A 13,660-nucleotide genomic window follows, 5' to 3' on the forward strand; every position below is an offset into this window, starting at 1 on the left:
ATCGTGATCCCGGTGTACACACAGGATTCACGCGCCGCGACGGGCATGTTCGACGTGTTCGCGATGAGACACGTCCGGGACATGAGCGGTTTACCTGTCTTGGGGTCTTCCAGTTCGGGGAAGTCCTCGATGACCTCGGTCATCTCGTTGCCGCGCTCGCCACAGCCGACGTAGATCACGATGTCCGCGTCGGCCCACTTGGCGAGTTGCTGTTGGGTGACCGTCTTCCCGGAGCCGAACGGCCCCGGAATCGCGGCCGTCCCGCCCTTCGCGATCGGGAACAGCCCATCGAGGATGCGCTGGCCGGAGATCAAAGGTGTCGTCGGCGTCTCCTTTTCGACCGTGGGTCGGGGTTCCCGGACCGGCCACTCCTGGCGCATCCGGATCTCCTCGCCGTTGTCGAGTTCGACGACCGCCTCGTCGACGGTGTAGTTCCCCGACTCGACGGCGACGACCTCGCCGCCCTCGTAGCCGGGCGGGACCAGTACCTTGTGGTCGATGCTCTCGGTTTCGGGGACGATCCCGACGACGTCGCCCGGGGCGACCTCGTCGCCTTCCTCGATTTCGGGGTTGAATTCCCAGGTCTTCTCTAAGTCGATCCCGGGGGCGTCGACACCCCGATCGAGGAAGGCGCCCATCTTCTCTTCGAGTACGTCCAGCGGGCGCTGGACGCCGTCGTAGATACTGTCCAACATGCCGGGGCCGAGGTCGACCGAGAGCGGTTCGCCCGTGTTCTCGACCGGTTCCCCGGGGGCGACGTCGGAGGTCTCCTCGTACACCTGGATCGTCGTGATGTCGCCTTCGATCTCGATGACTTCGCCCATCAGGCCTTCGTCACCGACGTAGACGACGTCGTTCATCCGGGCATCGAGATCGGTGGCGGTCACGACTGGACCGCTGACGCTCTCGATCACGCCCTCGTCCGTAGTTTCGGTTGCGGTTGCTTGACTCATGATTGCATTACTCGTCCATCAGATCGATGCCGATGGCGCGTTTGATCTGCTCGCGCAGGTTCCCCGAACCGGTGCCGCCACCCAGCGTGACGACGACCGGTTCGACGCTCGTTTCGACGCGCTGTCGAACTGTACGTGAGAGGTGCTCGACGTCCTCGTCGTGCATGACGACGATACCGACGCCGTCGTCGTCCAGTACCGACGTGACGGCTTCATCGAGCCGTTCGTCCTTCTCGGCGTCCGGGACGTCCTCGAACCGGCGAACGCCTGCGAGACGGAACCCGGTCGTGAAATCCGGACTGCCGACGACGGCGATCTCCTGGCTCATTGTACCAGCTCCGTTTCGATCTCATCGACGGAGAGTCCGGCCTCCCGGCCGCGGGCGATCGCACGGATGTTCTCGATTTCCCGTTCCTTCGCGAGCACGTACGACAGGACCGGACAGACCGACAGCGGGTACCGGTTCGACAGCTTCTGGGAGTACTCGAGGAGCGCGGAATCGAGCGCGTGTTCGAATCCGATGAGGCTGTCGGCGTCCTCTAGGTCTTCGAGCGCGTCGGCCAGATCGTCGCCGTAGGTGCTCTCGCGGATACGGGCGACCAGTTCCTCGGTGTTCGACGCGAGCTGTCTGATTTCCTCGGCCCGGAAGAGCCGACCGCCCTCCATGAAGTACGCCGCCGGATCGATGTCCGCGCCGCTTCTGGCGATCCGGAGCGCGTTCCGGACGTTCCGGAAGTCGATCTCGGCCTGCAGGAACTCCCGGTACAGCGCCGTCGGCGTGTCGGGCTCCGGCGTGCCGATGTCGTCCATCAGGTGCGCATAGAAGGCGCGATCGACCGCGTTCTCGAGGGGAACGAGCACGCCCTCGCTCTCGTAGTCCGAGAAGGCGTCCGCAAGCGGTTCGCCGAAGATCGTGTTCTCTAGCAACTCGACCAGTTCCTCGATGCTCGTCGCGTCGGCGAGCCGATCGAGGAAGTCATCGGAGAACTCGCCGGTCCGGATGAGGTCGTCCTGGATGTCCTCCCGGTCGGCGTCGGTGTAGACACCACGGATGAGTGTCTTCACGTTCCAGGTGTCGAACTTCCGGAGATAGTTGGCGATGTACCCGTAGAGCGGCCCCTCGGACCACGTCAGCAGGTCGTCGAAGTGCTTTGCGAGGTTCTCGTTGAGCGCGTACTCGACGAGATCGATCCCCGAGTGTCGCGCCCCCAGGGCGTTCATTTCCGTCTCGTATTCGGTCTCCTCCATGAACCGGGCGATCTCGCTTGGACCCATCCGGACCAGCTTCCGGTAGTCGTCCTCGTCGAACAGCTTCGCCCGCCGGGACCGGACCCGCGCCGTGACGTATTCGTAGTTCGAACTTCCCTCGGTTCTGACGCTCATTCTTCGAAGAGCCGTGCGCTGATCTCGCGCCGGTTATCGTCCCAGACGTCTTCGAGGACGGAATCGAAGGTGTTGTCCACACGAACGCGGGACTCTTCGGACTCGACGGCGACGCCGCCGAGACACTCGATCGGTTCGCCGAGATCGAATCCGTCGTACTCTTCGAGAACCGTCGAGAGCAACTCCTCGTCGTCGTCCCGTCCGTGGACGGTAACGGTGTCTGCGCCCTCGAACTCTCCGGCTGCAGCGTCCAGGAGCGTCCGGGTCAACTCGGCTCGCTCGTCGCCGTCGATGGCGGCGACCTCGGCTTCGACGTCGTCTCGGACGTCCTCGATGATCCCGCGACGGGCATCGAGCCGTTCCTGTTTGGCCTCGAGTTTCGCACTCGAGAGTTTCTGCTCGCGCTCCTGTTGGATCGTCCGTTCGGCCTCTCGTTCGGCCTCCTCGCGGATGTCTTCGGCGTCGCGTTCGGCCTCGGAGACGATCTCTTCTGCGCGCTCTTCGCCCTCCGAGCGGATCTCCTCCGCACGCGCGCGGGCTTCGTCTCGGATGTCCTCTACGACCGTATCAAGACTCATTGTTTGGAAAATTGCGTGGCGGTTTAGACGACGAAGACGACGACCAGAGCCAGGATAACGAGCGTCTCCGGCAGGACGGTCATAATAAGTCCCCGGCCGAAGAGGTCCTCGTTTTCGGCGATCGCACCCATCGCGGCAGCGCCGATACCGCGCTCGGCGATCCCCGCGCCGAGTGCGGCGAGGCCGACCGCAAGCGCGGCCGCGCCGGGGGCTGTCAGGGCCGGGCCGGCGTTTTCTGCTGCTTGGAGTACCGGTGCAACACTGCTCAAGGCTGCGGCGAGTTCCATCATATGTATTAAGTTCCTGTTGGGTTGACTCGTTTCCGAACAAGCGGATATGATCCTACTATCTTCATAAAGCTTCCCAAATACCGTCGAAAACGGCGACACGCAGCGTGAGAGGTGCAGTCATGGGTTCCGGAGGCGGACACAGTTCGAACCCGAACGATGCGAACAGGACGAAAGACGCGGTGGATCGAAGGTCGGAGCTACCGGGAGAACGCGGGGCCGGGGTCAGTCCTCGGTCGTGTAGGTCCGCTCGCGACCGAACGGTTCGTACTTTTCGCCGCCGCCCTCGTAGAACTTCCCGAAGAACTCCACGTACTCGAGACGCACGCCCTGCAGGCCGGCGCTCGTGATACCCAGCGCCAGCACGATCAGATGCCCGATGACGAGGACGAGAACGCCGCCGACGATGGCGGCGACGCTGCCGTGAACCAGTCCCGGGGACATGATCTCGACGACCTCGTAGCCGTGGAAGGTCGTCCCGGCGCTTTCGGGCATTCCCCCGAGGCCGAAGTGCCACGCATCGACCGTCTCGCCGCCGTGGGTTTCCTCGGTGACGTAGACGCCGAAGACGAGCAGGTTGACCACGAAGGCCATCCCCGCTTTCGCGAGCAACACCGCGGTGATCCGGGTGTACGAGAGGACGTTCACGAGCACGTTGAGGAACTCGACGCCCTCCATCGGCTCGCCGAGAACGAGCAACACGAACCCGAGTGCGAACGCCGCAAGGCCCACGAGCCCGATGACGGGATCGAAGCCGGTGAACCCGAAGGCGAACGGATGCCCCGCGAAGACGCCGCTTTCGGCGCCGACGAGGAGACCCGGCGCCGCGCCGGTCGGCGGCGCGTCGGCGAAGATCCACGCCCACAGGCCGAACATCATCAGCAGCCACGAGCCGCTCTCGAGGACCGCATCGACGAGGCCATGCGAGAGGTTCTGATAGAAGTCGATGATCCACCCGATGGCGAGATGGACCACCCCAACGAGCAGGCTCACGACGAGCCACCCGAGCGCGTAGTCGGCGTGGGTCGGGGTCAGCCCCTTGTGGATCGGCGGGTTACCGCCCCAGACGATCTCGCCGAGCTGGTGGAGCCCGAAGAACTCGCCGTACAGGACGCCGAAGACGGCCGTAAAGACGCCGGCCGCGACGCCGACGCCGCCGAGCGATCGGATCGCGTCGGATTCGAAGCGACGCATCAACAGGAACCCGAACGCGATATAGAGGAGCCCGTATCCGAGATCGCCGATCATGAACCCGAAGAAGGCCGGAAACGTCAGAAACAGGATAACCGTCGGGTCGAGCTCGTTGTAGTTCGGACGGTTGATCACGCCGACGAGGGTCTCGAACGGTTTGACCGGTCCGGGGTTGCTCTGGACCACTGGCGGCGAACCGCCGCTCATCTCCGTGCCGCCGTCGGTGGCGACTGTCTCGCCCTCACCGCTCTCGACGGGTTCGCGCTCGTGTGCGTGACCGTCTTCGTCGTAGGAAGCACGCTCGAGTTCCTCGAGTTCGACGTGGTCGCCGACAGCCGACTCGAGTGTGGCCTCCATCTCCGTGACCTGCTCGGTCGGGATCCATCCCTCGGCGACGAAGGCGTTCTCGGTGGTCGCAAACGTCAGCGGCGCCTCGAGTTTCTGGACCTCGATCGAGAGTTTCTCCTCGGCGGCCAGCAGGAAGCCGGCGACCTCGTGGCGGAGGTCCTCGAGTTCGTTCTCGACGGTCTCGAGTTCGGACTCGATCCGTCGACGCCGATGCTGGAGGTCCTCGATGTAGTCTTCGGGGCTCGTTGCCCCGCCCTCCTCGTCGAGGTCCGGCACCTCGTACTCGGTGAACGACACCCCGACGAGGGCGTCCTGAACGTCGACGTCCGGGTAGACGAACAGCGCGAGGAAGTCGCCCGCCTCGAAGAGTTCGTATTCCTCGACCGCCTCGGCGTCCGCGAGGGCGCCCCGGATCGCGTCGGCGTCGCCCTCCCCGACCGCCGCCGTCAGCGAGTCGTACCCGGAGAACAGATCGAGATCGATCCCGAGTTCCGCGAACGGACGGGCAGTATCGACCTTGTCGTCGATCTCACGGAGTTCGTCCGCCAGATCCGAGCGCCGGTCGTCGAGTTCGTTGACGTGCTTTCGGGTCTCTTCGAGTTCGGCTTCGAGTTCCTCGTCGCCGATGATGCGCGCCCGGCCGGCGTCCTCCTCGGTGACGTCGAGCGTACTCTGGAGTGCGCGGACGGTGACGAGTTTCTGTGCGGCTTCCTCGGCGCCCTCGACCGGGTCGCCGGGATCGAACCCCTCCCAGGTGTCGTCGTATTCAGTGACGTGTAGCTGGTTCAGATCGTGGATCGCCTCGATGGCGTCGTCCATCACGCGTTTGGATCCCGTCACCGAGACCCGGCTCATCCGCTCAGGTCTGAGCATGCACCGCCTCCGTGAACAGATCGACCGTGTATTCGACCACCTCGTCGCGTTTTTCGCCCGCGCGTTCTTCGAGCGCCTCACGTTCGGCCTTGCCCTCGGCGAGGATCTCTTCGCGCTCGGCCGCTGTCTCCTCGCGGGCCTCCTCGATGCGCTCTCGTTTCATCGCGTCGGCCTCCTCGCGGGCCTCCTCGCGGATGCGGTCGGCCTCCTCGCGGGCCTCGGCGATGCGCTCTTCTCGCGCCTCCTCGGCGTCGGCGACGATGTCGTCAGCCTCGCTTTCGGCCTCTTTTATTCGGTCGAGAACCTCTGGCCTGGCCATAATTATATCATCCGTCGGTTCGGAAAGCGGCTATTTGGTAGTTGCGAAACGGATCCGCGGCTCCCGGTGAGAAAACGGTGGAAAAACGGCCGGACGTCGGATCGCTACTCGATGTAGCCGAGCGTGTCCTCGATGCGACCGAGTTCGGGGCCGGTCGTCTCCTGGCCGGCGACGTAGCCGTGCGAGTTCGCGATCAGCCCCGAGCCGACGAGCGCCCCGCCGTAATTGATCGTCCCGATATCGGCGTAGACGCCGAAGAGCTCCTCGAAGAAGTCGAGTTTCTCGTCGGTCGTCTTCGGATGACAGAGCACCCCCTGGTCGGTGACGGCGGCCGCGGTCCCGACCGTCCTGACGTCGGCGATCATCCCGCGCTCGACGGGAACCTCGAGGGCCTCCTCGACTGCGCCGATCGCCGTCCGCGAGAGGTCGGGGTGGACGAACGCCCCCCGGTCGTTGGCGAGGACGACGTTGCCCGCGGCGTTGATCCGGCCGGGGAGTTCGACCACGGGAAGGTCGGTCGCCTCCTCGATGCGGTCTCGCTCGCGGTCGGTAACGCGCTCGCTGAGGAGCAGGCCGTTCCCGTTGCCGACGGCGAGGGCGCCGACTGTCCCCGAGCCGGCGACGGTCGTCGGGACCGCCTCGACGCCGAGTTCCGCCTCGAAGTCCTCCAGTAGCGACTCCTCGATGTCGGGGCGGACGAGCAGACAGTCGTCGGTCGCACGCGCGAAGACGCCGACGTACGCGGACCCGGAGAGTGCCGCCCGGAGCACGTTATGCGGTCTCGGCTTCGACGACGGCCTCGCCGGCCTCCTCGAAGCGCGCCGCGCGAACCCGGAGTTTCCGCGGCGGCTTCGAGCGCCCGCGCTCCCAGACCGCCTCGTTGATCGAGGGATCGAGCCGGACGGCGTCCTCGTCGACGTTGAAGTGCTGTGCCAGATGCGATCGGACGAGGCTCATCGCCTTGTCGGCACGGTCCGTTTCCGATCCCGCGAGGACGTCCCGCAGCGGGACGGTCATGACGCGTTCGTCGAATTCGGTGCTCATTCGTCCGTGTCACTCCGCCGCCAGTTGCGGCGCTTGTGGTTGCGCATCGTGTCCTGGTCGGTCTTCATGACGACCCACGCCGGGACGCGGCTGTTCTGTCGCTCCAGTTTCGAGAGCCGCTTTTTCTTGGCCTTCGACTTCTTGCCCATAGTGTCGCTCACTTCCCTCGCGGCGTTTAAATTCTTGTTCCTTTTGTGGCGTATCCACCGCGGGCCGACTCGGGACGGAGAACGGCGAAAAGCGGGGGATCCCGAAACGGCAGGAAACCACTTCCGCCCCGGCACGCGGGGGTTTTTGTTCGACGGCCGCGACAGTGGTCGTATGTCCGATCTAGGCGATTTCGCGAACTACGATCCCGACGAGGGGGACGGCGAGCGGTCGGCGCCCGCGGCAAACGAGGGGGCGGAGACGCCAGCCGAAAAGGGGGGAACGACCGACGGCGACGACGACGATGGCTTCGATCCCGTTTCGGTCTCGCCGGTCGGCAAGGATCGCGGGATCGGCACGCTGTCGGCCTCGGAAGGGCTAATCATCAGCGAGCGGGACGACGACACTCGCCTGCGCGCGTATGTGACCGTCGAGAACCGGTCGTCGGTCCGCATCGGCAGCTACCTCGTCGCCGCCTATCCGGACGGCGAGCGGCTCTTCTGTCGGATCGTCGCCCTCGAGTACGCCCAGGAGTTCCGCTCGGACGACGCGACGGAGATCCACGCCCGCCGGGCGATGCGGCGGGACGGTGTCGACGAGAACGACTACAAGTTCATGGCGACGCTGGAGCCCGTTGCCGTCCTCTATTCGGAGGACGGCGAACTCAAACGCCGGATGACAGACCGGGTGCCGAAGCCCGAAACCGTCGTCAGACAGGCCGAGGACGACGCCGAGATCAAGACGGGGCTGAAGATCCCCGAGTCTGGCGTCTTCCTCGGACACCTCGCGGTCGGCGGCGAGAAGGTCCGGACCGCCGCCACCCCGCCGACGATCGACTACCGGCTGAAGGACGACTACGAGGCCGGCGATCCGCTCGTGTTCAGACACACGCTCGTCGCCGGGGGGACGGGATCGGGCAAGACCCACGCCGCCAAGAACGTCCTCAGACAGTACCTCGCCGAGGACAGACGCTACCCGACCGATGACGGCCGGACGGTCGCGCCCGCGTTGATCCAGTTCGACCCACAGGACGAGTACGCCCAGCTGCACGACGACAACCCCGAAATCGACGGAGAGTACGAGCGCCGCCTCGAACGGGAGGGGGTTGCCCACGGCGGGATCGAGGACACGAAGGCGTTCGTCCCGACGGTCGAGGACGCCAGCTACGCCGCCGCCCACCACGGCGCCGAACAGATCGCCTTCACGATCCCCTTCTCGATGGTCCACGACAACCCCTGGCTCGTCGCCTCGAGCGGGCTCAACGACAACCAGTACGGGGCGCTCGTGAGCGTTCTCCTGCCGCAGTTTAAGAGCCAGTACGGCGAAGGGGGGACCTACGAGCAGTTCAAATCGTTCCTCGACGATCCGGCGCTGAAGGAGGAACTCGACGAGTCGGGGCGCGTCCACGAGGCCACCTTCGACGCGATCCGCCGGCGGGTCCGGGGGTTCGGCGGCGTCTTCGATGGCGATGCGCCGCCGATCACCGACCTCGTCTCCGAGTTCGTCCGCCCGGGCGGCGCGACGACGGTGCCGACCTACCACATCAACGACTCGCGGGCGACGACGACGGTCGTGCTCGCGGTCGCCTCGCTTTTGATCGACGAGAAACTCTCGAACGATCCCGACCACGCCCGGATCAAAGAGACACCGCTGGTGATCGGGATGGACGAGGCGCACAACTTCCTCACCGACGCCGACAGCGTCCAGGCGCGGAAGGTGATCGGCAAGTTCGCCGAAGCCGCAAAGCAGGGCCGCAAGGAGCGGCTCGGCCTCTTTTTGATCACGCAGGATCCACAGGACATCGCCGACCCGATCTTCAAGCAGATCAACACGACGGTCGTTCTCAACCTCGGCGACGAGGACGCGATCAAGGCGGTCAACATCCCCTCGAACTTGGAGGGGAAGGTTCCCTACATGGAGAAAGGCCAGATGGTCGTCTACTCGCCCGACAACTCCGAACCCGTCGAGCTGATCGGTCTTCCGAGATGTCTGACGAGACACGGCCGGGACTGAGCGATGCCGGTCGATCGAGATCCGGTCAGCGTGCTGGTCCCGACACCGGAGTGGACACCCGCCTGTGAGGACCTGGCCGGCCAGCTCCGGGCGGGCGACGAACTGCTCGTGATCTGCGATTCGGCGTCGGATCCGGTCGCCGGCCGTGGGACGCCGGCGGGCGTCGAAGTACTCGTCGCGGGCGAACCGGCCGGCTGTTCGGGCAAAGCGAACGCGATGGCATACGGGATGGAACGGGCGGAAAACGACCGGTTCGTCTGGACGGACGCCGACTTCCGGCGGGACGACGACTGGCTCGACGAGCTGGTTTCGGCGGGACGGGCTCACGGTCCCGCGACGGCGATCCCGTACTTCTACGGCGACGGCTGGTGGCGCCTCGTCGAGGCGTGGACGGTCGTCTTCTCGACGCTGCCGTTCTACCTCGGGGTCGGGAACTGGGGCGGCAACGCGTGGGGTGGCGGCGTCACGTTCACCCGCGAAGACCTCGAGGTCGGGGAGCTGATCGACGATCTCCGGACCGTGCTGAGCGACGACGGGCTGCTCTCACAGCATCTGGGCGGGACGCACCCGGTCCGTTCGATGGTGACGCCGGTCGAGGTGTCCGGCGCGCTCGGAGACGTTGCGAACCGGGCGATCAGGTTCAACCGCCTGACGCACGTCCACGAAGGCCACTACGCGACGGTCGCGGTCGGGGTCGTCCTCGTGGCCGCCGCCGTTCTCGCCACCCTCCCGACGGCGCTCGGATCGACCGCACTGCTCGCCGTGATCTATCGCCTGCTCGGGATCGAACGCCGGACCGTCCTCCTCGCGTTCCCCGGCATGTTCGCCGTCCCGTTCGGCGCGGCCTCGGGGATCGTATGCCGGGAGTTCGAGTGGGCGGGTCGACGCTACCGAGTCGACGGAGAACACGAGGTGGAGGTCGTCTCCGGGCGCGCCTGAAACCGGGGGTTGACCCCGGTCGCCGCGTTCACGGGTGGGACGACCCGACACGGCACGCGGTAACGTTTTAGGCGATCCCCGGGAAGAGAAGCGCGATGTACGCAGTTCGCTATCACGAAGCCGGCGGTCCGGAGGTCCTACAGTACGAGTCGATCGACCGGCCCGAACCGGGCCACGGGGAGGTGCTAGTCGAGATCGAGGCCGCGGCCGTCAACCCGGTCGACGCCAAGCTCCGTGCGGGGAGCGATCCGGGGGCACCGAAGACGACCGGCTCCGATCTCGCCGGCGTCGTCGTCGAGGTGGGCGAGGAAGTCGCCGGGTTCGAACCGGGCGATCGCGTCTTCGCGACGGGGCTACACACCGGCCGGTTCACCGGCGGGTCCTTCGCCGAGTTCGCAGCCGTCCCGACGGACCTGCTGGCGCTCCTTCCCGAGGCGGTCGGCTTCGAGGCGGGTGCCGGGGTCGCGCTCGTCGGCGTGACGGCCTGGCGGGCGCTGGTCGATCACGCCGGGGTCACGCCGGGCGAGTCCGCGTTCGTCCACGGCGGCAACGGCGGCGTGGGCCACGTCGCCGTCGGGCTCGCGGACGCGATGGGGGTATCGGCGGTCTGTACCGCCCGGCCGGAGTATCACGACGCCCTCGAGGGGCTGGGTGCCGAACGCGTCATCGACTACGGACGCGAGGATCTACTCGAGGCGGCCCGGGAGGCGACCGGGGGTGCCGACGTCGTCCTCGATCACATGCCGGACGAGTACATCGAGGCCGACGTCGAGATCGCGGGAATCGGCGGCGATGTGGTGATCATCGCCGGCGAGGAGACGACGTTCCCGACGACGTTTCCGGCCCGGTCGAAGGAGCTCGATATCCATATGATGAGCATGTCGAACCTCTCGAGGCACCCGGGCATGCCGGACATCGCCCCGATCCTCGAGGCGCTCGCGGAACTCGTGGCCGACGACCGCCTCGAGGTCGTGATCGACCGGACGTACCCGCTCGAGGACGGCGCCGAGGCCCACCGTGCCGTGATGGAGGAAAGCGTCCTGGGGAAGGTTCTGGTCGTGCCGTAGTGGGGTCGGAGGCTCCGGTCGTGTCCGAGCGCGTCTCGGGGGCCGTTTCCCCCCCATCACTATTACCCACCGGTGTGCTACATGCCACTATGGACCGAGACGCCTCGGGGACGAACTGATCAGCGTCTGTCGGACAGGGATCGGCGACGAGCTCCGGAGTACTACCTACTTCACCGACGAGGACGTCGAGCAGCTCTATCTCCGCTCGGACCTCGAGCGGACGGCCGATCTCACCGGGTTCGCCGAACTGGAGCGGGCGGGGTTTCATGCGGACGATCTGTACCGGAACTCACAGCTCGGAGAGTACCGGGCGACGGTACGGATGTTCGAACACGGCTATCTCACGCGCGTTATCGAGGGGCTGGGCGGCGTGTGGATCACGACCGACTCGATGTCGATGGAGCGGGTCGACGAACTCGCCAGTTCGGTCAAGCCGGTGCTCGCGGCGTACCCCGAGGAAAGCTGAGACGCGACCGCCTCGGACGTGACAGATCACGGGAGTGTAACGGGCCTTCTCAGAAGATGTTCGCCTGCCGGTACACCGAGATCCCCTCGCCGGTGATCTCGTAGGGTTTCGTCTCCCGGGAGTGGTTGGCGTTGCGGATCTTCTGGATCTCGACGGCGAGTCGCGTCTCCTGGAACTCCGTGCGGACGTACTGGAGAACGAAGACCGCGTCGGTGAGGTACTCGATTATGCCGTGTTTCGAAGTGTAGGTGTTCGTGTCGCTGGCCTCGCTTGTCACCATCGTGGTGACGCCGGCCCGTTTGAGCGACTTCGTGAAATCGAAGACCTCGGTCCGGCGCTTTGCGGGGTCGTTGTACATCATCTCGAGCAGCGAGACCGAATCGAGCACGAGCCGGTCGGCGTCGAAGTCCTCGATGAGCCGGGGGAGATCACCCCGGATCGAGGTGAGGCTGTTGGCCATCTCGATCGGATCGAGGTCGACGATCGCCAGACGGTCGTCGTCGATGTACTCGTCGAAGGGCCAGCCCTTCTCGACGGCCGCCTGCCGGACCGCATCCTGGCTCTCCTCTAAGGTGATATAAACCGCGTGCTCGTCCTCCCGGAGACCCCGATTGAGAAACTGTAGTCCGAAGGTGGTCTTGCCCGTCCCGGCCGAGCCCATGACGACCATCAGGGAGCGTTCGGGGACCCCACCCTGGATCATCTCGTCGAGCCCCCGGATCCCGAGATCGAGCCGCGGGATGTCCGAATCGAAATCCTCGTCGAAGTCGGGACCCCCCTCGCCGCCGGCATCGGCGTCGAGGGCCGCCTCGAAGTCCTCCATCGAGGGCTCGTCGCCGGATCCCGCATCGAAGGCCGCCTCGAAGTCCTCCGTCGAGGGCTCGCCGCCGGCGTCCGTATCGACCGGCTGCTCGTCGGGTTTCCCGTCGCCGCTTTCGAACCAGTCGTCGTCCCCGGCGTCCGCATCGTCCGGTCGCTTTTCGGGATCCCCGTCGTCGCCGCTCTCGAACCAGTCGTCGTCGCTCATCGCGATCCCCCGATCGACTGGTGCATACCCGACGTTGGGTCCCGGGAACCTTAATATTGCGTCGAAGTTCGGGAACCGATCCCGTCGCCGGCGGTTCGGGGGGCTTTTGTCGCCGGCTGTCGAAGGCCGATCCGATGCATCTCGGCGTCGTCGCAAAGCGAAATACACCTCGGGCCGTCGAACTCGCCGGGCGGATCCGGGAGAACGTCGACGCGACGGTCTCGGTCGACGAACTGACCGGCGACCGTCTCGGAATCCCCGGCGAGCCCGTCGCCGAGCTGTCGGCGTGTGATATCGTCGTCTCTATCGGCGGGGACGGCACCTTCCTCTTTACCGCCCGGGAAGTGTCCCCGACGCCGATCATGGGCGTCAACCTCGGCGAAGTCGGGTTTCTGAACGCCGTCTCCCCGGAGGAGTGTCTCGAGGCCGTCCGGACGGCAGCCGAACGGATCGAGCGCGGCGACGCCGAGTTCCGGGAGCTGCCACAGATACGGGCGGAGGGCGGGGACGGGGAGTGGACGCTCCCGCCGGCCGTCAACGAGGTGTCGATACTCGGGCCACAGCGGGGCCGCGACAACGGTCTCGGGATCGAGATCCGCGTCGACGGAAAGCTGTACTCTGGAGGACACGCCGACGGGGTCCTCGTCGCGACGCCGACCGGATCGAGCGCGTACAACCTCAGCGAGGACGGCCCGCTCGTCCACCCCGACGTCGGGGCGTTCGTCGTCACCGAGATGTGTGCCGAGGGATCGATGCCGTCGCTGGCCGTCCCGATCGGGGGGACACTGACGGTCGCGCTTTCGGACGCGGACGGCGCCGTCGCCGTCGCCGACGGTCGGACCCGAAAGCGCCTCGAGCCGCCGACGCGCGTCACGCTCGAACCGGCGGCCGACCCCGTCCGGGTCGCCGGACCGTCGCTGGATTTCTTCGCGGCGCTGGAGAAACTCGAGTAGGACGGGGCGAGAGGGCGGTGGCCGAAGCCGCCTGCCCCTTCCGAAAGCCATAACGGCGCTCCTCTCTTTTAA

General features: G+C 66.1%; 16 protein-coding genes. 5 read left to right on the top strand and 11 right to left on the bottom strand.

Annotated features, from left to right (window positions below; all coding sequences use genetic code 11):
• From KM295_RS10915 to KM295_RS10960, 10 genes are all read right to left on the bottom strand, one after another.
• On the bottom strand, window positions 1-953 hold a 953-nt coding region (locus tag KM295_RS10915; RefSeq protein WP_256029987.1), incomplete at its 3' end, for a V-type ATP synthase subunit A.
• 7 nt (window positions 954-960) lie between these two features.
• Entirely contained in the window at window positions 961-1,281 is a 321-nt protein-coding gene (locus KM295_RS10920) for a V-type ATP synthase subunit F (protein ID WP_256029988.1), read from the bottom strand.
• Window positions 1,278-2,336 (bottom strand): V-type ATP synthase subunit C, encoded by a 1,059-nt coding sequence (locus KM295_RS10925; RefSeq protein WP_256029989.1) that lies wholly within the window; start codon window positions 2,334-2,336, stop codon window positions 1,278-1,280. The genes KM295_RS10920 and KM295_RS10925 overlap by 4 nt, the downstream gene beginning before the upstream one ends.
• On the bottom strand, window positions 2,333-2,914 hold the full coding sequence (locus KM295_RS10930; RefSeq protein ID WP_256029990.1) for a V-type ATP synthase subunit E: 582 nt from the start codon (window positions 2,912-2,914) through the stop codon (window positions 2,333-2,335). Before KM295_RS10930 ends, KM295_RS10925 begins: the two co-directional genes overlap by 4 nt.
• Window positions 2,915-2,937: 23 nt before the next feature.
• Entirely contained in the window at window positions 2,938-3,204 is a 267-nt protein-coding gene (locus tag KM295_RS10935) for a F0F1 ATP synthase subunit C (RefSeq protein ID WP_256029991.1), read from the bottom strand.
• A gap of 222 nt (window positions 3,205-3,426) precedes the next feature.
• The gene (locus KM295_RS10940) at window positions 3,427-5,613 is read right to left on the bottom strand and encodes a V-type ATP synthase subunit I (RefSeq protein WP_256029992.1); all 2,187 of its coding nucleotides are present in this window, start codon (window positions 5,611-5,613) and stop codon (window positions 3,427-3,429) included.
• Window positions 5,600-5,932: an ATP synthase archaeal subunit H gene (gene ahaH / locus KM295_RS10945; protein WP_256029993.1), complete on the bottom strand. Its 333-nt coding sequence runs from the start codon at window positions 5,930-5,932 to the stop codon at window positions 5,600-5,602. Before ahaH ends, KM295_RS10940 begins: the two co-directional genes overlap by 14 nt.
• Window positions 5,933-6,036: 104 nt before the next feature.
• On the bottom strand, window positions 6,037-6,702 hold the full coding sequence (locus KM295_RS10950) for a translation initiation factor IF-6 (RefSeq protein ID WP_256029994.1): 666 nt from the start codon (window positions 6,700-6,702) through the stop codon (window positions 6,037-6,039).
• 1 nt (window position 6,703) lies between these two features.
• Window positions 6,704-6,976: a 50S ribosomal protein L31e gene (locus KM295_RS10955; RefSeq protein ID WP_256029995.1), complete on the bottom strand. Its 273-nt coding sequence runs from the start codon at window positions 6,974-6,976 to the stop codon at window positions 6,704-6,706.
• Window positions 6,973-7,125 (bottom strand): 50S ribosomal protein L39e, encoded by a 153-nt coding sequence (locus KM295_RS10960; RefSeq protein ID WP_256029996.1) that lies wholly within the window; start codon window positions 7,123-7,125, stop codon window positions 6,973-6,975. The genes KM295_RS10955 and KM295_RS10960 overlap by 4 nt, the downstream gene beginning before the upstream one ends.
• Before the next feature lie 172 nt (window positions 7,126-7,297).
• Here KM295_RS10960 and KM295_RS10965 point away from each other — a divergent pair, with 172 nt between their 5' ends.
• The 4 genes from KM295_RS10965 to KM295_RS17075 all read left to right on the top strand — a co-directional run bounded on the left by KM295_RS10965 (window position 7,298) and on the right by KM295_RS17075 (window position 11,608).
• The gene (locus KM295_RS10965) at window positions 7,298-9,136 is read left to right on the top strand and encodes an ATP-binding protein (protein ID WP_256029997.1); all 1,839 of its coding nucleotides are present in this window, start codon (window positions 7,298-7,300) and stop codon (window positions 9,134-9,136) included.
• 3 nt (window positions 9,137-9,139) lie between these two features.
• Window positions 9,140-10,075: a glycosyltransferase gene (locus KM295_RS10970; protein ID WP_256029998.1), complete on the top strand. Its 936-nt coding sequence runs from the start codon at window positions 9,140-9,142 to the stop codon at window positions 10,073-10,075.
• A 95-nt stretch (window positions 10,076-10,170) separates the two neighbouring features.
• Window positions 10,171-11,142, top strand: coding sequence for a zinc-binding dehydrogenase (locus KM295_RS10975; RefSeq protein WP_256029999.1), 972 nt, complete (start codon window positions 10,171-10,173; stop codon window positions 11,140-11,142).
• Between the two features lie 61 nt (window positions 11,143-11,203).
• Window positions 11,204-11,608 carry a DUF7522 family protein gene (locus tag KM295_RS17075; RefSeq protein ID WP_418904788.1) on the top strand — a complete coding sequence of 135 codons (405 nt, stop codon included), beginning with the start codon at window positions 11,204-11,206 and terminating at the stop codon, window positions 11,606-11,608.
• 49 nt (window positions 11,609-11,657) lie between these two features.
• Here KM295_RS17075 and KM295_RS10985 read toward each other — a convergent pair whose 3' ends face one another.
• Window positions 11,658-12,635, bottom strand: a complete 978-nt coding sequence (locus KM295_RS10985; RefSeq protein ID WP_256030001.1) for a KaiC domain-containing protein — start codon at window positions 12,633-12,635, stop codon at window positions 11,658-11,660.
• A 134-nt stretch (window positions 12,636-12,769) separates the two neighbouring features.
• Here KM295_RS10985 and KM295_RS10990 point away from each other — a divergent pair, with 134 nt between their 5' ends.
• Window positions 12,770-13,588, top strand: a complete 819-nt coding sequence (locus KM295_RS10990) for an NAD(+)/NADH kinase (protein ID WP_256030002.1) — start codon at window positions 12,770-12,772, stop codon at window positions 13,586-13,588.
• The last annotated feature ends 72 nt before the right edge of the window (window positions 13,589-13,660 follow it).

This window comes from Natronomonas aquatica (assembly GCF_024449025.1).
Classification (GTDB): Archaea; Halobacteriota; Halobacteria; order Halobacteriales; family Haloarculaceae; genus Natronomonas; species Natronomonas aquatica.